We start from the raw sequence: 26,645 nt of genomic DNA, 5'->3' as shown, positions 1-26,645 counted from the left end.
AGTAAAACGACCATTCCTGACGCCCCCCATCACGAAATTCGATCCATGCGCAATCTCGACATCACCACGCTTCGATCCTTTGTCGCCGTCGCCGATGCGGGCGGGGTGACCCGCGCCGCGGGATTTCTCAACCTGACGCAATCGGCGGTGTCGATGCAGCTTAAACGGCTCGAAGAGCTGCTGGATCTGTCCTTGCTCGACCGATCCGGGCGCGGTGTCAGCCTGACCCCCGCCGGAGAGCAGCTGCTGACCTATGCCCGCCGCATGATCGAGCTGAACGACGAGATCTATTCACGCCTGACCAACGCCGATCTGGAAGGCGAGATCGTGCTCGGCGTGCCTCATGACATCATCTACCCGGTGATCCCGCGCGTGATGAAGGCGATGCGGCGCGATTTTCCCCGTGTGCGCCTGCAACTGCTCAGCTCCTATTCCGCCGAGCTCAAAGAGCAGTTTGGGCGCGGTGCGGTTGATGTGATCCTGACCACCGAGGCCAGCCCCGGCCCGGGCGCGGAGGCGCTGCTCGAGGTGCCGCTGCGCTGGTACGGCGCGCCGGGCGGCACTGCGTGGAAGGCGCGCCCGCTGCGGGTGGCGTTTTCGCGCCGGTGCGGCTTTCGCCCCGTTGCGGCGGCCTTGCTCGACCGCGAGGGCACGGCGTGGGAGCTGGCCGTGGACAGCGAGAGCGACCGCACCATCGAAGTGTCGGTAAGCGCCGATCTGGCGGTCACCCCGGTTCTTGAAGGCCACGCGCCGGCGCATTTCGAGATGATCGCGCCGGGGGTGCTGCCAGAGCTGGGCGCGCAGAAGATCTGCCTTTATGCATCGGGGGCGCGCTCGCGCATCGTTGACCCGCTGGTCGAGATGCTGCGCGCCGAATTCGGCTGCCTGCGCGGGCGCGGCGAGATCGCGGCGCAGTAGGGCTTTTCTTTCGGCTGGGCGGCGGGCAGGGTGCGCCATGCGCAACCCCGGAGGCCGCCATGTCCGAGATCCTGATCCGCAACGCCTGGAACATCCTGACCATGGACGACGCGGGCAGCGAGCTCGACGGCGCCGACATGATCCTGCGCGACGGTATCATCGCCGAAATCGGCAGCGATCTTGTATCCGAAGGCGAGGTGGTCGATGCCTCGCGCTGCCTTGTGACGCCGGGGCTGGTGAACACCCATCACCATCTTTACCAGACCCTGACGCGGGCGGTGCCCGGCGCACAGGACGCGCTGTTGTTCGGCTGGTTGCAGACGCTGTACCCGATCTGGGCGCGGTTTGGCCCCGAGGAAATGCGCATCTCGGCGCTGACCGGGCTGGCCGAGCTGGCGCTGTCGGGCTGCACGCTGACCTCGGATCATTTGTACCTATATCCCAACGGCGCGCGGCTTGATGACACCATCGAGGCGGCGCAGGATATCGGCCTGCGCTTTCACGCCACGCGCGGCGCCATGTCGATCGGGCAAAGCGATGGCGGCTTGCCGCCCGACGCGCTGGTTGAAACCGAGGCCGCGATCCTCGAGGATAGCATCCGGGTGATCGACCGCTTCCATGATCCGCGCGAGGGGGCGATGGTCCGCGTCGGCGTTGCGCCTTGTTCGCCGTTTTCGGTCAGCCGCGAGCTGATGCGCGACGCCGCGCTTCTGGCCCGCGACAAGGGCGTCATGCTGCACACGCATCTGGCCGAGAATGACGAGGATATCGCCTATTCTCTGGAGAAATTCGGCTGCCGTCCGGGGCAATACGCCGAAGATCTCGGCTGGACCGGCCCCGATGTCTGGCACGCCCATTGCGTCAAGCTTGACGGGCAGGAGATCGACCTGTTTGCAAGCTCACGCACCGGGGTGGCGCATTGCCCCTGTTCCAATTGCCGCCTTGGCTCTGGCATTGCGCCGGTGCGAGAGATGATCGATGCGGGGGTGAAGGTCGGGCTGGGGGTCGACGGTTCGGCCAGCAACGATAGCTCCAACCTGATGCTCGAGGCACGTCAGGCGATGCTGCTCCAGCGCGTCAGCCGCGGCGCAGATGCCATGAGCGCGCGTGCGGCGCTGCGCCTTGCGACGCGCGGCGGGGCCGAGGTTCTGGGCCGCCATGATTGCGGCCAGATTGCCGTGGGCAAGCGGGCGGATCTGGCGCTGTGGGACATCGGCGGCATCGACAGCGCCGGCAGCTGGGACCGCTCGGCGCTGCTGCTGGCGGGGCCATCGCGGGTGCGGCACCTGTTTGTCGAGGGGCGGCAGGTAGTGCGCGACGGGCGCGTCACCACCATCGACCTTGGCCGGGTCATCGCGCGCCAGAACACGCTGGCCGAGCGGCTGGCGATGTAGCGCCGGAACGCGGTTGCCTGAGGCCCGCCGCGCGGGGATGTCAGAGCTTGCGCCCCGCCACCCATGTGCCCGCCACGGCCCGGTCGTCGCCCATCATGATGGTGGGGAACAGCGCCTCCCAGATGTCATTGGCGCGGATGCTGCGCTGCGCGATGGCGGGGGTCGAGGCCAGATCGAGTACGGTGAAATCCGCCTCCATCCCCGGCGCAAGGTTGCCGATCAGGTGATCGCAGCGCAGCGCCCGCGCAGAGCCTTGCGTTGCCAGCCACAGCAGTTCCGATCCATGCAGAGGGCGATGGCGCAGCTGGGCGATCTCATAGGCGGCCGCCATGGTGCGCAGCATCGAAAACGACGAGCCGCCGCCGGTGTCGGTGGCCAGACCGACGCGCTGGCCTTCGCGCATCAACCCGTCCATGTCGAACAGCCCCGAGCCGATGAAGGTGTTCGAGGTCGGGCAATGCACCAGTCCGGCGCCGACCTCGCGCAGGCGGTCGCGCTCGCGCGGCTCGAGGTGGATGGCGTGACCGTAAAGGCCGCCTTCGCCGAGCAGCCCGTGCGCCTCGTAGGTGTCGAGGTAATCGCGCGCCGACGGGTACAGCGATTTGACCCATGCGATTTCATCGACCTGTTCCGACAGATGCGTCTGCATCAGGCAATCGGGATGTTCGGCCCAGAGCGCCCCCAGCGCGTCGAGCTGTGCCGGCGTCGAGGTCGGCGAGAATCGCGGCGTGATGACATAAGAGGCCCGCCCGCGCCCGTGCCAGCGGTTCAGCAGCGCAAGGCTGTCGTCATAGGCCGATTGCGCCGTGTCGCGCAGACCTTCGGGGGCGGTGTCTCGATCCATGCAGGTCTTGCCCGCGAACACCCGCATGCCACGATCCTGCGCCGCCGTGAACAGCGCCTCGGCCGAGGCCGGATGGATGGTGCAGAAGCTGCACACCGAGGTGGTGCCATGCGCCAGCAGCAGATCCAGATAGCGCCCCGCGATGTCAGCGGCATAGGCCGGATCGGCAAAGCGCATTTCTTCGGGAAAGGTGTAGTGGTTTAGCCAGTCGATCAGCCGTTTTCCCCAGCTCGCGATCATCGCGGTTTGCGGGTAATGCGCGTGGGCATCGACAAAGCCCGGCACGATCAGCGCCGCGCCATGATCGACCTGCGCCGCCTTCGGATGGGCAGCGCGCAGCGCATCCGCCGGGCCGACGGCGAGGATCTTGCCATGTTCGACAACCAGCGCGCCGTGCGTTTCGTGCCACGCCGCACCGGGGCCGTCTTCGAACGGGTTGCCGTCAAAGCTCAGGATCTGCCCGAGATGCAGGGTCTGTGTCATGTCTGTCTCCTGATCACTGCGCGCGATTTTGTCGGCGCGGGCCGGGTTTCGCAATCCGCCCTGTTGAATTCCGGGCGGTTATCCTACTCTTTGCGGGGAGGACAGGCAGCGAGGCGCAAATGACCGAAGATCAGCAAAAGACTGCCCCCGAGGACGACATCTCCGAGGATGACGACAAGAGCTGGGCGATTTCGCGCAAGGAAGCGTCGGCGATTCTGTTTGCGGTCGATGTCGGCGATCGCGACACGCTGATCGACCTGATGGAGCCGCTGCACGCCGCCGACATCGCCGACATGCTCGAGCAGATGAACGCGTTCGACCGGATGCGGCTCATCAAGCTTTACGACAAGGAATTTGACGGCGAAATCCTGTCGGAACTCGACGAATCGATCCGCGAGGACGTGATCCGCGCCCTGACCCCGCAGGTTCTGGCCGACGCGGTGCGCGAGCTGGATTCCGATGACGTGGTCGACCTGATCGAGGATCTCGACGAGGCGCAGCAGGAAACCATTCTGGATGCGCTGGAAGTCAGCGACCGGGTGGCGGTCGAACAGTCGCTGGGCTACCCGGAATATTCCGCCGGTCGCCTGATGCAGCGCGAAGTGGTGATGGCCCCCGAGCACTGGAATGTCGGCGAGGCCATCGACTATCTGCGCGCCACCGAGGATCTGCCCGAGCAGTTCTATCACATCGTCATGGTCGACCCAAAGCTGCGCCCGGTGGGCAACGTGGCGCTGGGGCGGCTGATGGCGTCGCGCCGCGAGGTGCTGCTGCGCTCGCTGATCGAGGACACGTGGCATGTCATCCCGGTGACCCGCCCCGAGGCCGAGGTCGCCTATGCGTTCAACCAGTACCACCTGATCTCGGCCCCGGTGGTCGATGAATCCGACCGGCTGGTGGGGGTGATAACCATCGACGACGCCATGGCGGTGCTTGACGAGGAACACGAGGAAGACATCCTGCGCCTTGCCGGTGTCGGCGAGGAAAGCCGGCTGTCGGACAACACGCTGGAAACCGTCAAGCAGCGGCTGCCATGGCTGGCGGTGAACCTGCTGACGGCGGTGCTAGCCAGCCTTGTCATTGCCCAGTACGAGGACGTGATCGGCGCTGTGGTGGCGCTGGCGGTGCTGATGCCGATCGTGGCCTCTATGGGCGGCAATGCGGGCACGCAGGCGCTGACCGTGGCGGTACGGGCGCTTGCCACCAAGGATCTGACCTCGTCGAACGTCTGGCGCATCATCGGGCGCGAGCTGACGGTGGGGCTGTTGAACGGCGTGGTCTTCGCGGTGGTGATGGGGCTGCTGGCGCTGGTCTGGTTCGGCACCCCGGTGCTGGGGCTGGTGATCGCGGCGGCAATGGTCATCAACCTCGTGGTGGCGGGGCTGGCGGGGATCGGCGTGCCGGTGGTGCTTGAACGCTTCGGGATCGACCCGGCGCTGGCCTCGGGCACGTTCGTGACCACCGTGACCGATGTCGTGGGCTTTTTCGCCTTTCTCGGGCTGGCCTCGGCCGTCTTGCTATGAGCCTGAGCGCCGCCAAACAGGCCGCCCGCGAGGCTGCCTTCTCCCGCCGACGCGCGGCGTTCGACGCCGACATGGGCACCGGGGCAGGGCGCCTGTCGGAACTGCTCGCCGGGCACCGGGGCGTGCCGGTGGCGGGCTACCTGCCGATCCGCAGCGAAATCGACCCGCGCGCCGCCATGGTCGAAGCCTCGGCCCATGGTCCGGTCATGGTGCCGCTGATCGAGGCCAAGGCAACGCCGCTGCGCTTTGCCCTGTGGGAGCCTGACATGGCGCTGGTGCCCGGCCCGTTCGGGGCCGAGGTTCCCGCCGATCCGGTGTTTTCCGTGCCACAGATCGTCATCGTGCCGCTGGTTGCCTTCACCCGCGCTGGCGCGCGGCTGGGCTACGGCGGGGGGTTTTACGACCGCACGCTTCAGGCGCTGCGCGCCAGCGGCCCGGTGCTGGCCGTCGGTTTTGCCTTTGCCGCGCAAGAGGCCGAGGCGCTGCCCCATGACCCGAATGACCAGCCGCTGGACATGATCGTCACCGAGCGTGAAATTCTATCGCCGCGCTGATGGAACCTGCGCTGCGGGTCTGCGTTTCCTATCCGAAGCCGGCACAGCGCCGGGCTGCCGCTGGCAGCACACGGGATTTGACCAGACCAGAGGAGCATACCCAATGCCGCAGAATTTTGTCCCCTTTCTCAAAGAGAACGCCCGCAAGGACATGATCGAGGAGCTGAACGCGCGCCTCGCCGACACCATCGACCTGACCAATGCCGTCAAGCAGGCGCACTGGAATCTCAAGGGCACCGGGTTCATCGGCGTGCACGAATTGCTCGACGACGTGGCGGCGCATCTGCGCGAAGGGGCGGACCTGATGGCCGAACGCGTCGTCATGATGGGCGGGCTGGCGCAGGGGACCTCGCAGACCGTTGCCAAGGAAAGCACGCTCAAGGCCTACCCGACCGACAAGGTCGATATTCAGGATCACGTTGCCGCGCTGGTCGAGCGTTTCAACAGCTACACGGTGAACCTGCGCAAGGGCATCGAGGCCGCCGACGAGGCGGGCGACGAAGACACCGCCGATCTGTTCACCGAAGTGAGCCGCACCGCCGAAAAGGATGCATGGTTCATCGGATCGAACAGCGCAAAGGCCGCATGAGACTGCGCTGAAATTGCGCGAAGATAGCATGCACGACGAGGGCTGGCCGATCGTGGCCAGCCTTTTGCGTGTTCGCACCGGCACGGAAAGGATTTTTTAACGCTATGTAGAAAAGGATTGATATGCGACCCTGCCGGGAAAGCTGGTAATATGCACCCGTATCAGGTTGTGCGCGGCATGTGGTGCCGAAGCGATGAGTAACGAGTTTGAGGAGTCTTCATGAAGACGATCGTTTCCCTTTTGGCATTGGCCGTTGCGGCCCCGGCGCAGGCTGCAACCCTGATCACGCTGGGCGATTTCAGCGACCCGTATACCGAGACCTTCGACAGCGTTGCGACCGGCGTTCTGACCGGAAGCGAGACGTTTCTGGGCGATCTCGGGATTTCAGCAATCGAAGTTTCGGGGGCTGGGCCGGGCGAATTCATCTACCCTGCCAGCCAGACCGGGCAGGGGCTGGGGGCGACCTCGGAGAACGAGGCGACGATCATTGCGCCGGGCAGCGAAGGCAGTTTGATCTCGCTGTTCCTTGCCTTCAGCGCGCCGCAAACCAAGCTGGCCTTCGACCTTTACGCATCGGAATCCACCGAGACCTTTACGGTGGATTTTCTGTCTGCCTTCAGCATCATCGACAGCTACGATTTCACCACCAGCGGCGCGGGCAATTACTTTGTCGGGCTGGCCGCCGACAGCAGCTTTGATGCGATCAATGTGACGGGCCTCGACAAGGCCGTGCTGCAAAGCCTGACGGTCGAAATCAGCGCCGTTCCACTGCCCGCCGCGCTGCCGCCGATGCTTGCCCTGCTGAGCGGGATGGGCGCAATCGCCCTGCGCCGCCGCCGTCGCGCCTGACGCTTTAGCGGCTGCAAGCAGTGCGCCCGAGCCTCATGCGCGTCATAAGGCGCAAGGGCGCCATGCCCCGCGCGTGACCCATTGGGCTGAGCGCGGGTTTCGAATCGCGCATGTAGGCGTTGCGTGCCGAACGCTGCATTCGGCAACCGGTCGCCACGTCACAACCATGCAGCGCCAGCTCATTGGCGATGGGGGTTGCCGACGCAAGGCTGCGGAGCGGGCGCGCAGACAGATCGGTTTGCGGCCCAACAGACCCGGCCCGCCTGCGCCGCCCCCGGCCAACGGCAGGGCACGGCGATGGCGCATCAAAGGACCGGCGCACCTGCGCGAACAGCTCCGAACAGGGTCAAAGCGCCCGCCAGCCGATGTCGCGCCGGCAGAAACCTTCGGGCCAATCGACTTCATCAACCAGCGCATAAGCCCGCTGCGCGGCCTCGGCCAGCGTCGCGCCGCGCGCCGTGGCGTTCAGCACCCGCCCGCCGGTTGCGACCACCTTGCCATCCACTTCGGCGGTGCCCGCGTGGAACATCTGGGTAAAGCTGTCTTCGGTGAGCCCGTTCAGCCCGCCAATTACCGAGCCCTTGGCATAGTCGCCGGGATAGCCCTGCGTCGCCAGCACGACGGTCATGGCGTGATCGTCGGCCCATGTGACCTGCGCACCGGCCAGACGGCCCTCGGCGCAGGCATGGATCAGGTCAAGCGCCTGTGCGCCCAGCCGCATCATCAGCACCTGACATTCGGGATCGCCGAAGCGCGCGTTGTATTCCACCAGCCGCGGCACCCCGTTCTCGATCATCAGCCCGGCGTAAAGCACCCCCGAATAGGGCGTGCCGCGACGGGCCATCTCGGCCATGGTCGGGCGGATGATCTCCTCCAGCGCCTTTTGCGCGATCTCGTCGGTCAGCACCGGGGCGGGAGAATAGGCGCCCATTCCGCCGGTATTGGGGCCAGTGTCGCCTTCGCCGACGCGCTTGTGATCCTGCGCGGTGCCGATGGGAAGGATATCCGTCCCGTCGACCAGCACGAAGAACGACGCTTCCTCGCCGGTCATGAATTCCTCGATCACCACCTCGGCGCCCGCGCCGCCAAAGGCCCCGCCGAACATGTCGTCGATGGCTTCCTCGGCCTCTGCCACGGTTGTCGCAATGATCACGCCCTTGCCCGCCGCCAGCCCGTCGGCCTTGACCACGATCGGCGCGCCCTGCCGGGCGACATAGGCCTTGGCGCTGGCCGCATCGGTGAAATGGCCATAACCTGCGGTGGGCGCATTCGCCGCCTTGCAGATCTCCTTGGTGAAGCTTTTCGAAACCTCGAGCCGCGCCGCCTCTTTCGACGGGCCGAACACCGGGATGCCCGCATCGCGCAGCGCGTCGGCGACGCCCGCCGCCAGCGGCGCCTCGGGCCCGACGATCACCAGCTCGATGGCGTTCTCGCCGGCGAATTCGACCACCACGCCGCCATCCTCGACATCGAGCGCGGCGCATTCGGCGATCTGCGCAATTCCGGCGTTGCCGGGGGCGACGATCAGCTTGTCGCATTTGGGGTTCTGCATCACCGCCCAGGCCAGCGCATGCTCGCGCCCGCCGCCGCCGAGAATAAGGATGTTCATATGCCTTCGGTCTCCTGCCTTTTCCTCGCCTGTCGCGCGTTCTAAGGTCAGGCCAAGCGTTAGGCAAGCGAGCAGCCCATAATGGACCTTTTAGAAGACGAGCAGGGCAATACGCCCGAATTCACCGTATCCGAGCTTTCGGGCGCGGTAAAACGCACCATCGAGGGCGAATTCGCCCATGTCCGCGTGCGCGGCGAGGTCGGCCGCGTGTCGACGCCGCGCTCGGGACACATCTACCTCGATCTCAAGGACGATCGCGCGGTGATCTCGGGCGTGGTCTGGAAAGGCGTGGCCGGGCGCCTTGCCCAGCAGCCCGAGGAAGGCATGGAAGTGATCGCGACGGGGCGGCTGACCACCTTTCCGGGCCAGTCGAAATACCAGATCGTGATCGATGACATCCGCCCGGCAGGGGTCGGCGCGCTGATGGCGATGCTGGAAAAACGCAAGGCGGCGTTGCAGGCCGAGGGCCTGTTCGACGAGGCGCGCAAACGCCCGCTGCCCTACCTGCCCGAGATCATCGGCGTGATCACCTCGCCGTCCGGGGCGGTGATCCGCGACATTCTGCACCGGCTGCGCGAGCGCTTTCCGCGCAAGGTGCTGATCTGGCCGGTGGCGGTGCAAGGGCAAAGCTGCGCCCCCGAGGTCGTGCGCGCCATCGAAGGGTTCAACCGCCTGACGCCCGGAGGCTCGCTGCCGCGCCCCGACCTGCTGATCGTTGCGCGCGGCGGCGGCTCGGTCGAGGATCTGTGGGGCTTCAACGAAGAAGCCGTGGCGCGGGCGGCTGCGGTCTCTATGATCCCGCTGATCTCGGCCGTCGGGCACGAAACCGACACCACGCTGATCGACTTCGTCTCCGACCGGCGCGCGCCCACGCCCACCGCCGCCGCCGAAATCGCGGTTCCGGTGCGGCTTGACCTGCTGAGCTGGACCGGCGAGCAGGGCAGCCGCATGACCCGTGCCATGCAGCAGCGCATCGAGACCCGGACGCAGCGTCTGCGCGATCTGTCCCGCGCAATGCCCCGCGCCGAAACGCTGCTGGAAAGCCCCCGTCAACGGCTTGACCTGCTATCGACGCGGCTGCCCGTGGCGCTGAGCCGGGGCACAGAAAAGCGCCGGGTCCAATTGTCCGACCGGGCGGGCGCGCTGCGCCCCTCGCTTCTGGCGCGGGTCATTGCCCATGGGCACGAAAGCCTTGGACGACGCACAGACCGCCTGTCGCTGCGCCCGATCCTCCGCGACATCACGCTTGGCCGCGACCGTCTCGGCACATTGGCCGCGCGGTTGGATACGGCGGGCGCGCGAGGGCTCGAAGACCCGCGCACGCGTCTGGGCAGTCTTGCGCGGCTGCTGGAGACGCTCAGCTACAAAGGAACGCTGGCGCGCGGCTACGCGGTGGTGCGCAGCGGCGAAGGGCGCATTCTGACCGCCAAGGCCGAGGCCGAGGCCGCAGCCGGCCTCGAGATCGAATTCGCCGATGGCCGGCTTGCGCTGGGCGGCGCCGCACACCGCCCGAAGCGCAAGGGTGAGCCCCCGGAGCAGGGCAATCTGTTCTGACCGACGCCGCGCGAGAGGATGGCTTGGATGCCTCCGGCGGGGATATTTTGGGCCAGAAGAAGCCAGGCGCCGCGCCCTGTCTTCTTCTGGCTGGAAATATCCCGGGGGTGCGGGGGCTGGCCCCCGCTTTTCAGACGCCGACCTCGGGGCCGAGGCACATCATCGGCTTGTCATCCTGCCGGGCTTCATAAAGCACGGTGTTTGCTGGATCGTTCTCGAATACCGCGCGTAGTCCGGTTCCTTCTCGATAGAAGCTCCAGCATTGCGCCTCTGGCTCGTCATCGTAGACAAAGCAGATCATGCGCTGATCTTCGTACCAAAAGCCGTCCTTGCACTGCCCATCTAGAAACGACCAGCGCACCTGACGATCAGGGAGATACTCCTCGACACCGTAGGATGACCCTTCGAGCCCGAAATACAGCGTTTTCCCGGTGACATAGCGTTCGAATTCCGCCCCCGAAAGCGGTTCGGAAGCAAGGCATGGCAGGGCCAGAGTCAAAAGCACTAAAAGGGCGGGTAGCAATTTCATGCCCATACCCTGACAGAGTGTGATGGGCAGGTGAAGAGGCGGCCGGTCTTCGCGTACCACAAGCAATGAGCGGGATGGCCGATGGTGTTTCCTGAATAAATAAGTCAAGTAATTGAAGTAAAAGACTATTTGACTTGTCGTTGCCGGCGCGGTAGCGCTTTGTGGACGCCAGCGCGCAAGCTGTCGGGGGGACCCGGCGCCAGCCAGCCAGCAGACCCTTCGCGACTTTTCGTGTCAGATGAATGCTCAGGCGCGGTGTCTCATTGCCGGATCGGGGGCTGTATCGGACGCTTTGGCTGCCACTGATGCGCTCTTGGGTCCATAATGCGGTGCCACAGCGCCGGGACCGGCGCGATCGCGGTAGGGACTGCGGTAGCATCGGCATCGTCGAGTGATCGAGCGTCAGTCCGGGATACTGTCGCGTCGGTCTTGCATGGTGATCGAATTAACGCGGCGCGTTCAGCATCAGCGCCGACGACGCCCCCTGCGGGGCGTTCCAGCTGTGCCGCTGCCCGACAGGCTGCACGTAGTCCGACAGCAGACGTTGTCCTTGCGCATGAGCGCAGGCCGCTAGCCAGACCCCGCCGAGCCAGATCTCTGCGTCCAGCAGCGCGGCCATCCCGAGGGTTGCAAGGTTAAAATGGCTCATCACCGGCCTCCTGCCGCCCTGAACGGCACCGGCTTGACGCGGCGGGATTAATGTCGAACCGCGCTCGGTGGTTGCGACAAGCCGCGCAGGGGTGGCCCTGCGCCTTGGTGTGGCTGCGGGCGAACGTTTTGTATCCTGTCGGATCACCTTGGTCGCAGAAACCCGGCGGTTGATCGTTTCGCGCAGCACGCGCGGGCGGGGCAGTCGCCCGAAAGTTCAAACCAAGGCAAAGCGCGGGTTTCCTGCGGCAAGTTCTGCGCCTGCGCGCTTCAGGGGCAACTCACACTTTTCTTGAGCGCCCCGGCGTATTAGGTGAAGGAGACGTTTTTCCGGGGGTCTCGCGCCATGTCCTTTTTCGGCAAGCTCAAGAGCAAGCTGTTCAACTCGTCCTCGAAGCTCGAGGAAGGGCTCGATGCCATCGTGCAGGATGGTGGCAACGACGCGCCGGATGTGCCGCCGCCGCCGTCCGAGCAGCCGCAGCCGCTGCCCGAAACGCCGCCCGCGCCGAATGAGGCCCCGCCCGCGCCGCCGCTGGAACATCCCGCGACGCCCGATCCGGTGCCAGCCCCGACGCCGTCGGACGATCCCGGCCCGGACGTGACGCCCCCCGCCGACCCGATGCCGCAGCCCGCGCCTGAAATCGCGCCGCCGCCGCCGCTTGAAATGCCTGCGCCGCTTGATCCGTCTCCGCAGGCGCCGCCGCAGGAAACCCCGACGAAGGCTCCGAAGGGCGGCATCCTCGGGAGGCTGTTCGGCCGCGAGACGCCGCAGGCGCCGACGCTGCGCCGGGTGCTTGACGACGACATGCTGGAAAGCCTCGAAGAGCTGCTGATCGCCTCTGACATGGGGGTCGACACGGCGCTGCGCGTCACCGCCAATATCGCCGAGGGGCGCTATGGCCGCCGGGTGTCGACGCAGGAGATCAAGGAGGCGCTTGCAGGCGAGGTGGCCCGCATCCTCGATCCGGTGGCGCGCCCGCTGCCGATCTACCCCAAGAAGCCGCAGGTGGTGCTGGTGGTTGGCGTCAACGGGTCAGGCAAGACCACGACCATCGGCAAGCTGGCCTCGCAGTTCCGCGCGGCGGGCAAGACAGTGGTGATCGCGGCGGGCGATACCTTTCGCGCCGCGGCGGTCGAGCAGCTTCAGGTCTGGGGGCAACGCGCCGGGGTGCCGGTGCTGACCGCGCCCGAAGGATCGGACCCGGCGAGCCTTGCCTTCGATGCGATGACCCGCGCGCAGGCCGACGGCGCCGATTTGCTGATGATCGACACCGCCGGGCGGCTTCAGAACCGGCACGACCTGATGGAAGAGCTGGCCAAGATCGTCCGGGTGATCCGCAAGAAAGACCCCGACGCGCCGCACAACACGCTGCTGGTGCTGGATGCGACCACCGGCCAGAACGCGCTGAATCAGGTCGAGATATTCCGGCAGGTGGCGGATGTGTCGGGGCTGGTGATGACCAAGCTGGACGGCACGGCCAAGGGCGGCGTGCTGGTGGCGCTGGCGGATCGGTTCGGGCTGCCGATCCATGCCATCGGGGTGGGCGAGCAGATCGACGATCTGCAGCCCTTCGATCCCGAGGAATTCGCCGCCGCGCTCACCGGGCTCGACCGGTGAGCGCGGCCCGGAAGCCTTGGCAGAAGGTCCGGGCTTTCGCGTTCAGGTCAGAAGTTTTTCAAGGATGATCGTCAGCACAAAGCCCGCCAGCCCGCAGGCGATGGCAAAGCCCGTGGCGTATTGGGCGATATCGGCAGCGTTGCCCTTGCGGCGACGGGCGGTCAGCCCGCCGAGTATCGCTCCGATCAGCACTCCGGCAATCACGATCATGGTGTCTTCAGCCCCCCTTGAGTGGGTTGAGCGCCGCAATTTCGCGCATCCTGTCGCGCACGGCCCAATCCGAACCGAAGCCGTAGCGTGCCCAGCCCAGCGAGTCCAGACGCACCTGCCGCCCCTCTGATGCCCGGCCCGACGCTTCCAGCGCCTCGGCCCGCAGCAGCATCAGCGTCGCCAGAAGCGCCGCGTTCTCGTAGCGTGCGGCGGTGTCGAGATGAGGGCCGATTTGCGCCAGCGCCTGTTCGGGCTGGCCGCCGTTCAGGGCGTGGGCCGCAAGCTGGCTTGCAACATAGGCCTGATGCAGCTCGGTGTCGGGCGCGCGTTCGAAATAGCGTTTTGCCAGAACGAACTGTTCCTGCGCGGCGGCGGCGCTGCTGCCTTGCAGGATGCGCCCAAGGGCGTAATGCGAAAAGCCGCGACGGTGGTCTGTCCAGCCCAGCGTGGCGGCGATGCTCAGTGCCTCGGTGGCGGCGGCGCGGCGTTCTGCCGCAGAGGCCCCCGGCCCAAGCGCGGCCTGCACCGCGTTGATCCAGACGCGTGGGGTCTCGGGCAGGCGGCGGGCGGGGCGGGTTTCGCCGGCGGGATTGATCCGCGCCAGAATGCCCGGCAGCCGCGCGGCCACGTCGCGATGCGACATGCCGCTGCGCAAGTCGGGATCGTAATAGGCGCGCAGCACCGTCATGTCATAACCGGTCAGCACCGTGTGCACATTGTCGTCGTTGAAGACGCTGTCGGCCAGCCGGTACATGTCGTTGAGCGGGCCAAGCGCTTGGGCGATTTCCTCGTGCAGGCAATCGCGCAGCTCCTGCGGGGCGGCATTGGCGGGCACAAACACCGCAACCCGCTCGCGCCGGGTGATGGACGACCAGCTGACGGCGCTGGCGCGCCGCGCCGCGCGGTAGTCCTCCAGCGACGACACGTTGGGCACCACGAAACAGGCGGCGCTTGGCATGGTCTTGCGGATCTCGGCGCGCGGCACCGCCTGCACGGTGATATTGGCCACGGGCGCTGCCACGAGGCGAATGTCGATCTGCGCTTCGCTGCGCAGCCGGTGGATCAGCCGATCCAGATCGATGATCATCGCCGGGGGCGGCGTGCCGGTGACGCGCAAGGTGATCGGGCCTTCGAACTGGGTGAAGGCGGCCAGCTCCTTCCCGGATTCCAGCGAGAAGGCCAGCCCGAGGATGTCGCGCGCCAGATCGGCATTCGACACATGCGTCGGAACCGGGCGCGGGGCCGAGAAGCTTTTCATCGGGGGCAGGCCGCTGTCGGAGCTGGTCATCGACACGGCGGCGCGGCTGGCGGTCTCGGGCGAGCCGACGGGCACGCAGGCGTTTAGCGCAAGGCACAGGGGCAGCAGGTAGCGCCGTTTCACGGCCTTGTATATTTGATGAACGGCGTCAGCTTGCCGACCCGGTCATACAGCTGGCGGGCGGTGTCGTTGAATTCCTGCGTCATCCAGTAGACGCCGGGGGCGCCCGCGTCATCGGCGGCGGCGTAGACCGCCTCGATCAGCGCCCGCCCGACGCCCTTGCCGCGCGCTTCGGGCAGGGCGTAGAGATCCTGAAGATAGCAGACGTTCTCGATCTTCCAGCAATGGCGGTGAAAGACATAATGCGTGATGCCGACGATCTTGCCGTCAAGTTCGGCCACGAAGCCGCTGAAATCCTGCGAATCCTCGCCCAGCAGCCGAGCGAAGGTGCTGGCATAGACCTCTTCGGGCACGGTGGTTTCATAAAAGGCAAGATAGGCCGTCCACAGCGACCGCCAGCTGGTTTCATCGCTTGCGGCCAAAGGCCGGACAATCACTTGGGAATTGGACATTTGTTTCGAAGCCTGCCTGATCTGGTCTCGGATGCCTTCAGGACTCCGAGGTCTTTCTGTCATTCATTCGGAAACTATACGGCAATATCCGGGCTTTCGTAGCAAAGACGGCGTGTCCCGGAAATCTCTGAGCAGGATCTTGGGGCTTTTGCGCAATCTATTGATTTCATTGCAAAGAATCGGTGCAAACTTGCAACAGACCTGCGGCGGGGCAAGGCCGCACCGGGTCATCATCGCCTATCTGGCGGCGGCGAGATGCCATGTTGGTCGAGACCCGGAAAACGGCGCGTGGCCTGAAAACCTTGGTAAAAGCAGGCGAAAGGTCAGCCGCCGGTATGGCTCATGTGGCGCGAGACGCGGCCATCCACCGTCTGGCGCGAATAGTCGAAATCATGGCCCTTGGGCTTGTGCCGGATCGCCTCGCGGATCGCCTCCTGAAGCGGGGCGTCGCTGCCCGGATGGTTGCGCAGGGCAGAGCGCAGATCGGCGTTGTCTTCCTGCCCTAGACACATGAACAATTCGCCGGTGCAGGTCAGCCGCACCCGGTTGCAGCTTTCGCAGAAATTATGGCTCAGCGGCGTGATGAAGCCGATCTTCTGGCCGGTTTCTTCGATCCGCACGTAGCGGGCCGGGCCGCCGGTGCTTTCGGGCAGATCGGTCAGGGTGTAATGCTCTGCCAGCCGCGCGCGCAGGTCGGTCAGCTTCCAGTACTGATCCAGCCGGTCCTCGTTGCCGATGTCGCCCATCGGCATGACCTCGATCCAGGTCAGATCCATATCGCGCGACGCACACCATTCGGTCATGCTCAGCAGCTCGTCCTCGTTGAAATCCTTCAGCGCCACGGCGTTCAGCTTGACCCGCATCCCGGCGTTTTGCGCCGCGTCGATGCCGCGCAGCACTTGCGGCAGTCGGCCCCAGCGGGTGATCTGCGCGAACTTGTCGGCATCCAGCGTATCGGCCGATACGTTCACCCGCCGCACCCCCGCATCGAACAGCGGTTGCGCGAATTTCTCAAGCTGCGAGCCATTGGTGGTCAGCGTCAGCTCCTTGAGCGCACCGCTGTCCAGATGCCGGGTCATGGCGCGGAAAAACGTCAGGATGTCGCGGCGCACCAGCGGCTCGCCGCCGGTGATGCGCAGCTTTTCGACCCCCATGTGCACGAAGGCGCTGCACAGGCGATCCAGCTCTTCGAGGGTCAGCAATTCCTTCTTGGGCAGAAAGCTCATGTTTTCCGACATGCAATAGACGCAGCGGAAATCGCAGCGGTCGGTGACCGAGACCCGAAGATAAGAGATCGGGCGGGCGAAGGGATCGATGAGCTTTTCCATGCCTGTACATCTAGGCGCAAACCTGCCTTCGGGCAAGCATCTCGGCGATTGCCAGCCGCCGGGCAACGCCCTACTCTTCGCCTCATGAAAGCACATCTTCTTGTTCCGATGCTGGCGCTTTGCGCCTGTTCCCAGCTGCCCTCGCTGCCGATGATGCAGCAGGAAGAGCCCGCGCCAAGCGCTTCGGCGAGCCCTGCGATGATTCCCGCCGCCCCCGAGGTCGAGACGGTGACCATCGCCCCCGCTGCGAATGCCCGCACTGCCGAGCAGTTCGACACCACCAGCGCCGCCGAGCGCGCAGTGGCCGCCGCGCCGCAGCCCGGCGGCGAGCGCAGCCTTGGCTCTGTCGTGGTGTCGCTGGGCGATCCTTCGAAACCGGGGTTCTGGCTCGAAACCACGCTGGTGTCGTCCCCGACCGAGGGGCGCGTGGTGTTTCCCGCCTCCGGCAAATCGGCGAGGGTCGATCTATTGCCGATCGAGGGCGGCGGCGCGCGGATCTCGCTGGCCGCGATGCGCCTTATCGGGGTGCCGCTGACCGACCTGCCGACGCTCGAAGTCTATGCGGGCGGCGCAAATTCCTGAGACTTCGCACAATTTCGAGTTGGCATCGGCGCGTGGCCGGGCCACTCTCTGGCCGGAATGATCCATTGGTCTAATAGGCGCGTCTGCGGATGCGTGTAGGCTGACCGGGCACAGACAGGGCAAGTCGGAGGAAACCAACCAATGCACATGAGCGACACGCGCGAGATCAAGGCCCCTCGCGAGGTGGTCTGGGCGGCGATTCTCGACCCCGAGGTGCTCAAGGCCTGCGTGCCGGGCTGCACCCAGATGACCGGCTCGCCCGAAGACGGGTTCGAGGCAATCGTGGTGCAGAAGGTCGGCCCGGTGAAGGCGACCTTCACCGGGGTTGTCAAACTGTCCAATCGCAACGAGCCGGAAAGCCTGACCCTGTCGGGCGAGGGCAAGGGCGGGGCCGCGGGCTTTGCCAAGGGCGGTGCCGACGTGACGCTGAGCGACAAGGGCGATGGCGTGACCGAGCTGCATTACGAGGTCGAGGCCAAGGTCGGCGGCAAGCTGGCGCAGCTTGGCAGCCGCATCATCGACGGATTCGCCAAGAAGATGGCCGACCAGTTCTTCACCAACCTTCAGGAGGCCGTCGAAGGCCCCAAGGAAGAGGGCGCAGCGGATGACGCCGCCGTCGATGGCAAGAAGAAGGGCTGGTTCAAGCGGATGGTGTCCTAGCGCCCCGCCCAGCACGCTGAACCAAAGACAACAGGGATACCCAGGGAGGACTGAATGACCAAGGTAACGATGACGGTGAACGGCAAGGCCGTCTCGAAGGAGGTCGCTGGCAATACGCTGATGACGGAATTCCTGCGCGACGAGCTGCGGCTGACCGGCACCCATGTCGGCTGCGACACCAGCCAGTGCGGTGCCTGCGTGATCCACGTCAACGGCCAGAGCGTCAAGGCCTGCACCATGTTCGCCGCCGAGGCCACCGGCGCCGAGGTGACCACCATCGAGGGCATGGCCAATGCCGATGGCTCGCTGTCGGTGCTGCAGCAGGCGTTTCAGGATCACCACGGGCTGCAATGCGGATTCTGCACGCCGGGTATGGTGATGACGGCGGCCAAGCTTCTGGAGGAAAACCCCAAGCCCACCGAACACGAGGTGCGCGATTACCTCGAGGGCAACATCTGTCGCTGCACCGGCTATCACAACATCGTCAAGGCGATCATGGCCGCATCCGGCCAAGACGTGAGCAGCATCGCGGCGGAATAAGCTGCCGCGCGCGCGGCGGTGACGTCAAAACAGATTGAAAGAGCCGTGGTAGGAGGAGACCCACGGCTTTGGATTCAGGGTCGGCGCGTGCCGCCGACAGGGATGATGGCGGCCAAGGCCGCCGACAGGGAGGAGGCACCATGCCCAAGGATCATGGTATCGGCGCAAGCCAGAAACGCCGCGAAGACGTGCGTTTCCTGACCGGAGCCGGACAATACACCGACGACATCAACGTCTACGGTCAGACCTACTGCGTTTTCGTGCGCTCGGACGTGGCGCATGGCAAGATCGTCAGCATCGACGCCAGCGCCGCCGAGGCCATGCCGGGCGTGCTGCGGGTCTTTACCGGCAAGGATTTCGAAGGCGTCGGCGGTCTGCCCTGCGGCTGGCTGATCACCGACAAGAACGGCGATCCGATGAAAGAGCCGGGCCACCCGGTTCTGGCAACTGGCAAGGTGCGCCATGTCGGCGATCCCTATGCCGCCGTTGTCGCCGAGACGCTTCAGGAAGCGCGCGACGCCGCCGAGGCCATCGTTGCCGACATCGAAGAACTTGACCCCGCCGTCGACATGAAGGCGGCGCTGGCAAGCGGCGCACCGCTGGTGCATGACGAGCTGTCCGACAACCTGTGCTATGACTGGCAGTTCGGCACCGACACCGAGACCGTCGATGCGGCCTTTGCCGCTGCGGCGCATGTCACCACGCTGGAATTGGTCAACAACCGCCTTGTCGCCAACCCGATGGAGCCGCGGGTGGCGCTGGGCGATTACGCGCGCGCCAACGACGATTCCACGCTTTATACCACCAGCCAGAACCCGCATGTCATCCGCCTGCTGATGGGGGCCTTTGTGCTTGGCATCCCCGAGCACAAGCTCAAGGTGGTGGCGCCCGACGTGGGCGGCGGCTTTGGCACCAAGATCTTTCACTACGCCGAGGAAGCCTTTGTCACCTTCGCCGCGCGCAAGCTGAACCGCCCGGTGAAATGGACCTCGACCCGCTCCGAGGCGTTCATGTCGGATGCGCATGGCCGCGATCACGTGACCAAGATCGAACTGGCGCTGGATGCCGACAACAACTTCACCGCGATCCGCACCGATACACTGGCCAATATGGGCGCCTATCTGTCGACCTTCTCGTCGTCGATCCCGACATGGCTGCACGGCACGCTGATGGCGGGCAACTACCGCACGCCCGCCGTGCAGGTGAACGTCAAGGCGGTGTTCACCAACACCGTGCCCGTCGATGCCTATCGCGGCGCGGGCCGCCCCGAAGCGACCTTTCAGCTTGAACGGCTTGTCGACAAGGCGGCGCGGGAACTGGGCGTTGATCCGGTGGCGCTGCGCCGGCAGAACTTCATCACCAGCTTTCCCTACGCGACCCCGGTGGCGGTGGAATACGACACCGGCAACTACGTCGCGACCATGGACAAGCTCGAAGAGATGATCGACCGCAAGGGGTTCGAGGCGCGCCGCGAGGAAAGCAAGGCGCGCGGCAAGCTGCGCGGGCTTGGCGTCAATTGCTACATCGAGGCCTGCGGCATCGCGCCGTCGAACCTTGTCGGCCAGCTTGGCGCGCGGGCGGGGCTGTATGACGCGGCAACCGTGCGGGTGAACGCCACCGGCTCGATCAGCGTCATGGTCGGCGCGCATAGCCACGGGCAGGGGCATGAAACCGCCTTTCCGCAGGTGGTCGCCGAAATGCTGGGCATCGACGAGAGCATGATCGACATCGTGCATGGCGATACGTCGAAGATCCCCTTCGGCATGGGCACTTATGGGTCGCGCTCGCTGGCGGTCTGCGGATCGGCCATGGTGCGCGCCACCGAGAAGATCATCAACAAGGCCAAGAAGATCGCCGGCCACATGCTGGAAGCTTCCGATGCGGATATCGAACTGAAGGACGGCCAGTTCACCGTTGCGGGCACCGACAAGTCGGTGGCGTGGGGCGATGTGACGCTGGCCGCCTACGTGCCGCACAACTACCCGCTCGAAGACATCGAGCCGGGCCTTGAAGAGACCGCCTTTTACGATCCGTCGAACTTCACCTACCCGTCGGGCGCCTATGCCTGCGAGGTCGAGGTCGATCCCGAAACCGGGCGCGTCGAGATCCTCGATTTTGCCGCTGCCGATGATTTCGGCAATGTGGTGAACCCGATGATTGTCGAAGGGCAGGTGCATGGCGGCATCGCGCAGGGTGTCGGGCAGGCGATGCTGGAAAGCTGCATCTACGACGAGAACGGCCAGCTGCTTAGCGCCTCTTACATGGATTACGCCATGCCGCGCGCCGAGGATCTGCCGTTCTTCAAGGTCGATCATAGCTGCGTCACACCTTGCACTCACAACCCGCTCGGCGTGAAGGGCTGCGGCGAGGCCGGGGCGATCGGCTCGCCCCCGGCGGTGGTGAACGCGGTGCTCGATGCGCTCAACGTCGGCGGCATCAAGGTCGATCATATCGACATGCCGCTGAGCCCGCACCGGGTCTGGGCGGCGATGCAGGGCTGATCTCTCGGCGGCGCTTGACCGCGCCGCCGTTCCATTGCGTAATCAGGGAAAGAAGAAAGGGCCTCGGCTCTTCGACAGGAGAACAACCATGTACAGCTTTGACATCGAGACGCCGAAGACCGTTGCGGATGCGGTGGCGGCGCTCGGCAAGGACGAGGCGCAGGCGCTGGGCGGTGGTCAGACGCTGATCCCCTCGCTCAAGGCGCGGCTGGCGATGCCATCGGTGCTGGTCAGCCTTGCGCAGATCGACGAGATCAAGGGCATCTCGCAAGACGGCGACGTGCTGACCATCGGCGGCGGCACCACCCATGCCGAGGTCGCCAAGGGGGCGGGCAGCTACCCTGCGCTGGCGGCGCTGGCGGCCAACATTGGTGATCCGGCGGTGCGCAACCGGGGCACCATCGGAGGCAGCATCGCCAACAACGACCCGGCAGCCTGCTACCCGGCGGCGGCGCTGGCATCGCGCGCGACCATCGTCACCAACAGCCGCGAAATCGCCATCGACGATTATTTTCAGGGCATGTTCACCACCGCGCTCGACGAGGGCGAAATCGTCACCGCGGTGAAACTGTCGATCCCGGAAAAGGCGTCGTACCAGAAGTTCGAACAGCCTGCCTCGCGCTTTGCGCTGGTTGGCGTGTTCGTGGCGAAATACGCCGATGGGGTGCGGGTGGCAGTGACCGGCGCCTCCGAAGAAGGCGTGTTCCGCTGGGCCGAAGCCGAAGAGGCGCTGTCGGGCGATTTCTCGGCTGCGGCGCTTGAGGGGCTGACCTTGCCGGGCGATGGCATGATCAACGATCTGCACGGGTCGGGCGCTTACCGGGCCCATCTGATCACAGTGATGACCAAGCGGGCGGTAACCGCCGCTGCCTGATCGCCATTCGCGGATGACCAAAGCCCCCGGCGTCGCAGCACGCCGGGGGCTTTTTCGTCCTTTCATGTCGGCGCGCCGCACCTATATGTCGGGGATGACACAGATGACCTCCCCATGATCCCCGCCTCCGTCCTTGATCTTGCGCCGGTGCCCGAAGGCGGCACCGTCGGCGATGCGCTGACCAATACCGTCGCGCTGGCCCGCCATACAGAGGCGCTTGGCTACAATCGCTACTGGCTGGCCGAGCATCACAATATGCGCGGCATTGCCTCTGCCGCGACGGCGGTGGTGATCGGTCAGGTGGCCGCCGCCACCAGCCGGATGCGCGTTGGCGCGGGCGGCATCATGCTGCCCAACCACTCGCCGCTGGTGATTGCCGAGCAGTTCGGCACGCTGGAAACGCTGTTTCCGGGGCGCATCGATCTTGGCGTCGGGCGCGCGCCGGGATCGGACCAGCTGACCGCCATGGCGCTGCGGCGCAACCACGCCAGCGCCGAGCGCTTCCCCGAAGATGTGGTCGAACTGCTGGGCCTGCTGGGCAACCCCGACGAGGCCGCGCAGGTGCGCGCGGTGCCGGGCGAAGGCACGTTTGTGCCGGTCTGGATGCTGGGATCCTCGCTGTTTGGCGCGCAGCTGGCGGCGCATCTGGGCTTGCCATACGCTTTTGCCTCGCATTTTGCGCCAGATGCGCTGGATCAGGCCGCCGAGATCTACCGCAAGCGGTTCACCCCCGGCATCATCGATGCGCCGCGTTTCATGCTGGCGGTGAATGTCTGGGCGGCGGACAGCGGCGCCGAGGCGCGCCGGCTGATGAGCTCGCAGCAGCAGGCGTTCATCAATCTGCGATCCGGTCAACCGGGACGCCTGCCGCGCCCGGTGGCGGACATCACCCGCGCGGTGGACCCGCGGCATCTGGCGATGGCAGACCGGGCCTTGCGGATCGCGGCGGTGGGAGATCTGCCCGAGGTGACCGCCGGGCTGCGCGATCTGGTGGCGCGCTACGCCCCGGACGAGCTGCTGATTGCCAGCGCCATCCATGATCCGCTGGCGCGGCAGCGCAGCTACGACATCGCGATGCAGGCGATCAAGGCGCTTTGAATCCCTCCCCATGCCCCGGTGCTTGCCGCCGCCTGCCCGCAAAAGGGGGCGGTGGCTTGCAGGGGCGGACCGGGGCTGTTATCCCCCGTCTGAATTCCGATCTTTTCCATCGGGAAAGGCGAGCGCGTGCAGACACCCAGGCTTGAAATCCGCAATCTTGTGCGCCGCTTCGAAGGTCGGCGCGTGGTCGATGACGTCTCGCTGACGATCCAGCCCGGTCATGTCACCTGCCTGCTCGGGCCCTCCGGGTGCGGCAAGTCGACCACCTTGCGGATGATCGCCGGCGTCGACATGCAGGACGAGGGCACCATCCATGTCGATGGCGATCTGGTCTGCGACACGGTGTTCCGCGTGCCCCCCGAACGGCGCGCCATTGGGCTGATGTTTCAGGATTTCGCGCTTTTCCCGCATCTGAGCGTCGGTCAGAACGTCGCCTTCGGCCTCACCGGATCACGGGCCGCCAAGCGCGCCCGCGCCGAAGAGCTGCTGAGCCGCGTCGGCCTGACCCATTTCATCGACGAATATCCCCACCAGCTGTCAGGCGGCGAGCAGCAGCGTGTCGCGCTGGCCCGCGCGCTCGCACCGCGCCCGCGCATCATGCTGATGGACGAGCCGTTTTCGGGTCTCGACAACCGGCTGCGCGACGGCATCCGCGACGAGACCCTGTCGCTGCTCAAGGAAGAGGGCGCCTCGGTTCTGCTGGTCACGCACGAACCGGAGGAAGCCATGCGCATGGCCGATGAAATCGCGCTGATGCGCGGCGGGCGGATCGTGCAGCGCGGCGCGCCCTACAACATCTACAACGCGCCGCAGGACAAGGCGGCGGTGGCGTTCTTCAGTGATATCAACGTGCTGACTGGCACGGTGCGCGGGGCGCTGACCGATACGCCCTTTGGACAGTTCCTTGCTCCCGGCGTTCCGGATGGCCAGCAGGTCGAAATCGTGTTCCGCCCGCAGCATGTCGGCATCGACTTCGATCGCAATGGCAACCCGCCGCTGCCGACCGACCGCGCCGGCACGCCCGCCCGCGGCGTGGTGGAGCGTGCGCGCTTCATGGGCTCGGAAAGCCTCGTGGAATTTCGCATGGATTTCCACGGCGAGCTGTTGCGCGCGACGGTGCCAAACGTGTTTCTGCCGCGGCCCGGCACGCCGATGTGGCTGACCATCCGGCGCGACCGCTGCTTTATCTTCCCGGTCAACGACTAGGCCAGCGCCGCAAGCGAGAGCAGCGACAGCACCGAGGTCCAGATGATCACCGGGGCGATGGCGTCGGTGCGGATGCCGTGCAGCATGGCCAGCGAAAACGCCATCGCGCCAGAGGGCCCTGCCGCCGTCAGCACCAGAAGGTCGTGCCATGGCCCCGAAATGCCGGCCCCGCCGAGCGCGACGAACACCATGGCCGGAAACGCCAGTAGTTTGAGCGACGTCACCCCGATCACCACCCCCGACGGGCGCAGGCCTTGCTGCGACAGGATGATGCCAAGCGCGAACAGGAACAGCGGGGCCGCCGCGCCTCCGGCAAAGCTGGCGGCGGTCAGCAGCGGGTCGGGCAGGCGCAGCCCCACGGCATTTGCCAGTATCCCGGCAAGGATGGCGATCAGCACCGGGTTGCGCCAGATGCGGCCAAGCGCGGGGCCAACCCCGGCGGAGGGATGCGCGATCAGCTCGGTGCCGATGATGAACAGCGCAAAGGTCACCGAGGCATCCCATGCCACGATGGCGGTCACCGGCAAGGCCGCCTCTGCGCCATAGATCAGCTGCGAGATCGGCCCGACATACAGCAGAGAATTGACGAAGACGGTGCACATCGCCAGCAGCCATGCCTCGGCCCGCTCGCGGCGGAACAGCGTGGTGAGTAGGGCGTAGGCAAGGGCAAAGCACAGCGCTTCGCAACCGGCATACAGCGCCAGCGCGGCAAGGTCGAAGGCGGGCAGGGGCACGCCAGCGACAAGCTGAAAGATCAGCGCCGGTTGCATCACGAAGAATGCGATGCGGTTCGCGGCGGCGGCTTCGCCGCGCGAGAACAGGCCGACGCGCCCCAGCGCAAAGCCAAGCGCCAGCAGTGCAAAGACCGGCAGGATGTCATGGCTCAGGACGTGCAGCATCGGCGCCTCGGGATGGTATACCAACGCACCGTGGGTGCAGCGGGCGCTGCCGTCAAGCCTGCCGCACCGCGCGCACCGAGCTGTCGAGCAGGTGTCGCGTGTAGGGATGTTCGGCGCTGAGCTTGCGCATCTGCGCGACGTCCAGCAGCTCGACGATGCGGCCCTGCTGCATCACCGCGATGCGCTCGCACATATGGCCGATGACGCCAAGGTCATGGCTGACCATCAGGTAGGTCAGGCCACGCTCGGCGCGCAGGTCAGAGAGCAGGTTGAGGATTTCGGCCTGCACCGACACATCCAGCGCCGAGGTCGGCTCGTCCAGCAGCACGATGCGCGGCTCGGGCGCAAGGGCGCGGGCGATGGCGACCCGCTGGCGCTGCCCCCCCGACAGCTGGTGCGGATAGCGAAAGCGGAAGCCCTTGCCGAGGCCGACATCGTCGAGCAGCTTGTCGATGCGCGCGTCGATGTCGGAAAACCCGTGCAGTTTGAGCACTTCGCCCAGCACCCGGTCGACCGTATGGCGCGGGTGCAACGAGGCGTAAGGGTCCTGAAAGACCATCTGCACCGCCTTGTAGAAGCTGCGCTCGCGGCGGCGGCCAAGCGGCTGGCCGTCAAGGCGCATGGTGCCGGACCAGCTGTCGATCAGCCCGGAGATGGCGCGCAGCACGGTGGATTTCCCCGAACCAGATTCGCCAACAAGACCAAAGCTTTCGCCGGTGTCGACCGAGAAGCTGGCGGATTTGACCGCGTCGCTGCGCTCGGCGCCGTGGCCGAACCAGACGGTGAGATCAGAGAGGTCTATGGCACTCATGTCAGGGCACTTACCGAAGGGGCCGCGCTCCAGGCCGGATCGCGCTTGAGCACGTCGAGCCGGGCGCGGGGATGTTGCAGGTCGGGGACCGAGTTGAGCAGGCCGATGGTGTAGGGATGCTGCGCCTCGTGCAGCTTTCCGGCCTGACAGACCTCGACGATGCGGCCTGCGTACATGATCAGGATCCGGTCGCAGAATTGCGAGACGAGGTTGAGATCGTGGCTGATGAAGATCAGCCCCATGCCACGATCGGTGACGAGCCGGTCCATGATCTCGAGCACCGACAGCTGCACCGAGACATCGAGCGCCGAGGTCGGCTCGTCGGCGATGAGGATTTCCGGGTCGGGGATCAGCATCATGGCGATCATGATGCGCTGGCCCATGCCGCCCGAAACCTCGTGCGGGTACAGGCCCATGACCCGTTCGGGGTCACGGATGGCGACGGCGTCGAGCATCTGGATGGCGCGCTTGCGGGCCTCGGCGCGCGAGATTTTCTCGTGGGTGGTGAGGGCCTCGGTGATCTGCTGGCCGACGCTCATCACCGGGTTGAGCGAGAATTTCGGGTCCTGCATGATCATCGAGGCATGGCGGCCACGGATCTTGCGCATCTGCCGGTCGGAGGCGGTGCTCAGGTCGGTCTTGCCCATCTGCATGCGATCGGCGGTGACCTCGCCGGGTTTGCGGATAAGCTTGAGGATGGCGCGGCCGGTCATCGACTTGCCGGAGCCGGATTCGCCGACGATGCCGAGCCGTTCGCGGCCAAGGCTGAACGAGATGCCGCGCACCGCGTCGAAATGGCCCTGCCGGGTGGGAAAGCGCACGCGCAGGTTTTCGATGTCGAGAAGATTGGTCATGCGTGTTGCCCGTTGCGGGGGAGGCGGGGGGGGGGGGGGGGGGGCCCCCCCCCGCCCCCCCCCCCCCGGGGGGGGGCGGGCGGGGGGGGGGGGGGGGGGGGGGGGGGGGGGGGGGGGGGGGGGGGGGGCGGCGGCCCCCC

The 26,645-nt window shown here is 66.0% G+C and carries 25 protein-coding genes and 1 pseudogene; 15 read left to right on the top strand and 11 right to left on the bottom strand.

What is annotated here, in order from left to right:
• Nucleotides 1–45 precede the first annotated feature (45 nt).
• A complete protein-coding gene (locus Q4543_RS18640) occupies nt 46–918 on the top strand; it encodes a LysR family transcriptional regulator (RefSeq protein WP_303440777.1) in 873 nt (290 codons plus the stop codon).
• 59 nt (nt 919–977) lie between these two features.
• Nucleotides 978–2,312: an 8-oxoguanine deaminase gene (locus Q4543_RS18635; RefSeq protein ID WP_303440775.1), complete on the top strand. Its 1,335-nt coding sequence runs from the start codon at nt 978–980 to the stop codon at nt 2,310–2,312.
• Between the two features lie 40 nt (nt 2,313–2,352).
• On the opposite strand, the gene guaD is transcribed toward Q4543_RS18635, so the two are convergent.
• Nucleotides 2,353–3,639 carry a guanine deaminase gene (gene guaD / locus Q4543_RS18630; RefSeq protein ID WP_303440773.1) on the bottom strand — a complete coding sequence of 429 codons (1,287 nt, stop codon included), beginning with the start codon at nt 3,637–3,639 and terminating at the stop codon, nt 2,353–2,355.
• Between the two features lie 119 nt (nt 3,640–3,758).
• Between guaD and mgtE the strand changes: the two genes are divergently transcribed.
• From mgtE to Q4543_RS18610, 4 genes are all read left to right on the top strand, one after another.
• Complete coding sequence (gene mgtE, locus Q4543_RS18625; RefSeq protein ID WP_303440771.1) at nt 3,759–5,162, top strand: magnesium transporter; 1,404 nt, start codon at nt 3,759–3,761, stop codon at nt 5,160–5,162.
• Nucleotides 5,159–5,716, top strand: a complete 558-nt coding sequence (locus Q4543_RS18620; protein ID WP_303440769.1) for a 5-formyltetrahydrofolate cyclo-ligase — start codon at nt 5,159–5,161, stop codon at nt 5,714–5,716. The genes mgtE and Q4543_RS18620 overlap by 4 nt, the downstream gene beginning before the upstream one ends.
• A 103-nt stretch (nt 5,717–5,819) precedes the next feature.
• Complete coding sequence (dps, locus tag Q4543_RS18615) at nt 5,820–6,305, top strand: DNA starvation/stationary phase protection protein Dps (protein ID WP_303440766.1); 486 nt, start codon at nt 5,820–5,822, stop codon at nt 6,303–6,305.
• 219 nt (nt 6,306–6,524) lie between these two features.
• Complete coding sequence (locus Q4543_RS18610) at nt 6,525–7,154, top strand: hypothetical protein (protein WP_303440764.1); 630 nt, start codon at nt 6,525–6,527, stop codon at nt 7,152–7,154.
• Nucleotides 7,155–7,500: 346 nt separating this feature from the next.
• Here the strand turns inward: Q4543_RS18610 and purD are convergent, their stop codons facing one another.
• Nucleotides 7,501–8,763 (bottom strand): phosphoribosylamine--glycine ligase, encoded by a 1,263-nt coding sequence (gene purD, locus Q4543_RS18605; RefSeq protein ID WP_303440762.1) that lies wholly within the window; start codon nt 8,761–8,763, stop codon nt 7,501–7,503.
• A gap of 81 nt (nt 8,764–8,844) precedes the next feature.
• On the opposite strand from purD, the gene xseA reads away from it, so the two are divergent.
• Entirely contained in the window at nt 8,845–10,317 is a 1,473-nt protein-coding gene (gene xseA / locus Q4543_RS18600) for an exodeoxyribonuclease VII large subunit (RefSeq protein ID WP_303440760.1), read from the top strand.
• A 130-nt stretch (nt 10,318–10,447) separates the two neighbouring features.
• Here xseA and Q4543_RS18595 read toward each other — a convergent pair whose 3' ends face one another.
• Together Q4543_RS18595 and Q4543_RS18590 are read right to left on the bottom strand one after the other, a co-directional pair.
• Nucleotides 10,448–10,846 carry a hypothetical protein gene (locus tag Q4543_RS18595; RefSeq protein ID WP_303440758.1) on the bottom strand — a complete coding sequence of 133 codons (399 nt, stop codon included), beginning with the start codon at nt 10,844–10,846 and terminating at the stop codon, nt 10,448–10,450.
• Nucleotides 10,847–11,106: 260 nt separating this feature from the next.
• Nucleotides 11,107–11,411 (bottom strand): annotated as a pseudogene (locus Q4543_RS18590) (alkane 1-monooxygenase); the annotation flags it as partial.
• A gap of 429 nt (nt 11,412–11,840) precedes the next feature.
• Between Q4543_RS18590 and ftsY the strand changes: the two are divergent.
• Nucleotides 11,841–13,112, top strand: coding sequence for a signal recognition particle-docking protein FtsY (gene ftsY, locus Q4543_RS18585; protein ID WP_303440756.1), 1,272 nt, complete (start codon nt 11,841–11,843; stop codon nt 13,110–13,112).
• Between the two features lie 42 nt (nt 13,113–13,154).
• On the opposite strand, the gene Q4543_RS18580 is transcribed toward ftsY, so the two are convergent.
• The 4 genes from Q4543_RS18580 to moaA all read right to left on the bottom strand — a co-directional run bounded on the left by Q4543_RS18580 (nt 13,155) and on the right by moaA (nt 16,480).
• The gene (locus Q4543_RS18580; RefSeq protein ID WP_216005317.1) at nt 13,155–13,322 is read right to left on the bottom strand and encodes an apolipoprotein acyltransferase; all 168 of its coding nucleotides are present in this window, start codon (nt 13,320–13,322) and stop codon (nt 13,155–13,157) included.
• Between the two features lie 7 nt (nt 13,323–13,329).
• The gene (locus Q4543_RS18575) at nt 13,330–14,703 is read right to left on the bottom strand and encodes a DUF2927 domain-containing protein (RefSeq protein WP_303440753.1); all 1,374 of its coding nucleotides are present in this window, start codon (nt 14,701–14,703) and stop codon (nt 13,330–13,332) included.
• Nucleotides 14,700–15,152, bottom strand: coding sequence for a GNAT family N-acetyltransferase (locus Q4543_RS18570; RefSeq protein ID WP_303440751.1), 453 nt, complete (start codon nt 15,150–15,152; stop codon nt 14,700–14,702). Before Q4543_RS18570 ends, Q4543_RS18575 begins: the two co-directional genes overlap by 4 nt.
• 323 nt (nt 15,153–15,475) lie before the next feature.
• Nucleotides 15,476–16,480 carry a GTP 3',8-cyclase MoaA gene (moaA, locus tag Q4543_RS18565; RefSeq protein ID WP_303440749.1) on the bottom strand — a complete coding sequence of 335 codons (1,005 nt, stop codon included), beginning with the start codon at nt 16,478–16,480 and terminating at the stop codon, nt 15,476–15,478.
• Between the two features lie 84 nt (nt 16,481–16,564).
• Here moaA and Q4543_RS18560 point away from each other — a divergent pair, with 84 nt between their 5' ends.
• From Q4543_RS18560 to Q4543_RS18530, 7 genes are all read left to right on the top strand, one after another.
• Nucleotides 16,565–17,062 (top strand): hypothetical protein, encoded by a 498-nt coding sequence (locus tag Q4543_RS18560; RefSeq protein WP_303440747.1) that lies wholly within the window; start codon nt 16,565–16,567, stop codon nt 17,060–17,062.
• Between the two features lie 141 nt (nt 17,063–17,203).
• Nucleotides 17,204–17,722, top strand: coding sequence for a CoxG family protein (locus Q4543_RS18555; protein WP_303440745.1), 519 nt, complete (start codon nt 17,204–17,206; stop codon nt 17,720–17,722).
• A gap of 54 nt (nt 17,723–17,776) precedes the next feature.
• On the top strand, nt 17,777–18,262 hold the full coding sequence (locus Q4543_RS18550; protein WP_216005323.1) for a (2Fe-2S)-binding protein: 486 nt from the start codon (nt 17,777–17,779) through the stop codon (nt 18,260–18,262).
• A gap of 140 nt (nt 18,263–18,402) precedes the next feature.
• A complete protein-coding gene (locus Q4543_RS18545; protein WP_303440742.1) occupies nt 18,403–20,763 on the top strand; it encodes a xanthine dehydrogenase family protein molybdopterin-binding subunit in 2,361 nt (786 codons plus the stop codon).
• A gap of 88 nt (nt 20,764–20,851) precedes the next feature.
• Nucleotides 20,852–21,637 carry a xanthine dehydrogenase family protein subunit M gene (locus tag Q4543_RS18540; protein ID WP_303440740.1) on the top strand — a complete coding sequence of 262 codons (786 nt, stop codon included), beginning with the start codon at nt 20,852–20,854 and terminating at the stop codon, nt 21,635–21,637.
• Nucleotides 21,638–21,751: 114 nt separating this feature from the next.
• Entirely contained in the window at nt 21,752–22,735 is a 984-nt protein-coding gene (locus Q4543_RS18535; protein ID WP_303440738.1) for an LLM class flavin-dependent oxidoreductase, read from the top strand.
• A 126-nt stretch (nt 22,736–22,861) separates the two neighbouring features.
• Nucleotides 22,862–23,941 carry an ABC transporter ATP-binding protein gene (locus tag Q4543_RS18530; RefSeq protein ID WP_303440736.1) on the top strand — a complete coding sequence of 360 codons (1,080 nt, stop codon included), beginning with the start codon at nt 22,862–22,864 and terminating at the stop codon, nt 23,939–23,941.
• Here Q4543_RS18530 and Q4543_RS18525 read toward each other — a convergent pair.
• The 3 genes from Q4543_RS18525 to Q4543_RS18515 are packed head-to-tail and all read right to left on the bottom strand — an operon-like array spanning nt 23,938 to nt 26,505.
• Nucleotides 23,938–24,840 (bottom strand): AEC family transporter, encoded by a 903-nt coding sequence (locus tag Q4543_RS18525; protein ID WP_303440734.1) that lies wholly within the window; start codon nt 24,838–24,840, stop codon nt 23,938–23,940. The genes Q4543_RS18530 and Q4543_RS18525 overlap by 4 nt on opposite strands.
• Nucleotides 24,841–24,892: 52 nt before the next feature.
• A complete protein-coding gene (locus Q4543_RS18520; protein WP_303440732.1) occupies nt 24,893–25,651 on the bottom strand; it encodes an ABC transporter ATP-binding protein in 759 nt (252 codons plus the stop codon).
• The gene (locus tag Q4543_RS18515) at nt 25,648–26,505 is read right to left on the bottom strand and encodes an ABC transporter ATP-binding protein (protein ID WP_303440731.1); all 858 of its coding nucleotides are present in this window, start codon (nt 26,503–26,505) and stop codon (nt 25,648–25,650) included. Before Q4543_RS18515 ends, Q4543_RS18520 begins: the two co-directional genes overlap by 4 nt.
• Nucleotides 26,506–26,645 lie beyond the last annotated feature (140 nt).

The organism is Salipiger sp. 1_MG-2023, from assembly GCF_030547555.1.
Taxonomy (GTDB): domain Bacteria; phylum Pseudomonadota; class Alphaproteobacteria; order Rhodobacterales; family Rhodobacteraceae; genus Salipiger.
This window is presented reverse-complemented; position numbering and strand designations above follow the sequence as displayed.